1 pseudogene is annotated in these 550 nt (G+C 55.5%); it reads right to left on the reverse strand.

Annotation, left to right across the window (positions count from 1 at the left end):
* Positions 1-545: pseudogene (locus J5224_RS34595) on the reverse strand (hypothetical protein); the annotation flags it as partial.
* Between the last annotated feature and the right edge of the window lie 5 nt (positions 546-550).

A 550-nucleotide genomic window follows, 5' to 3' on the forward strand; every position in this document is an offset into this window, starting at 1 on the left:
TAATCGAGTTGGAAGAAAAAGCGAATATCCCGCTCGGCCAGATCGTCAAACCAGACTCGAACATCGTTTAGCCCCGATTTAAGGGAGACGGTGACCTCAAGGGTGTTTTCCAGATTGCGCTGGTAGGCGGCGCTCCAGGCGACATCTTCGCCGTTAACCTGCACGATGCCACCGCCGCAGGTGGTGAAACGCAGGGTCACCTCACCGTCGGTTTCGGCTTCCAGCCAGGTTTGCGCCCAGGCACCGATGCGGGTAGGGCGGAACCAGAAATCAGAAAGGTCTACGCGGTCAGAACCAAACGGGAACCACCACCGGGTCAGTTCGAACGCGCCGAACGGCTGTGGTTTCTTCTCCAGATAGCGTTGCTGGAAGTCGACCCGGCAAGGATAGGTATGCGGGATAAAGTTTTTCTTTTTGCTCAGGAAGAAAAACGGGTCCATGTCACCCTGCATGGGCACATCGGGTACGTCATAACGCTGGCTGGCGATATCGGAATAGTGCCAGTAACGAATCGCGTCACCCTGTTGCAAAGCACGGCGATAAATAGTGT

This window comes from Candidatus Symbiopectobacterium sp. NZEC135, from assembly GCF_025962695.1.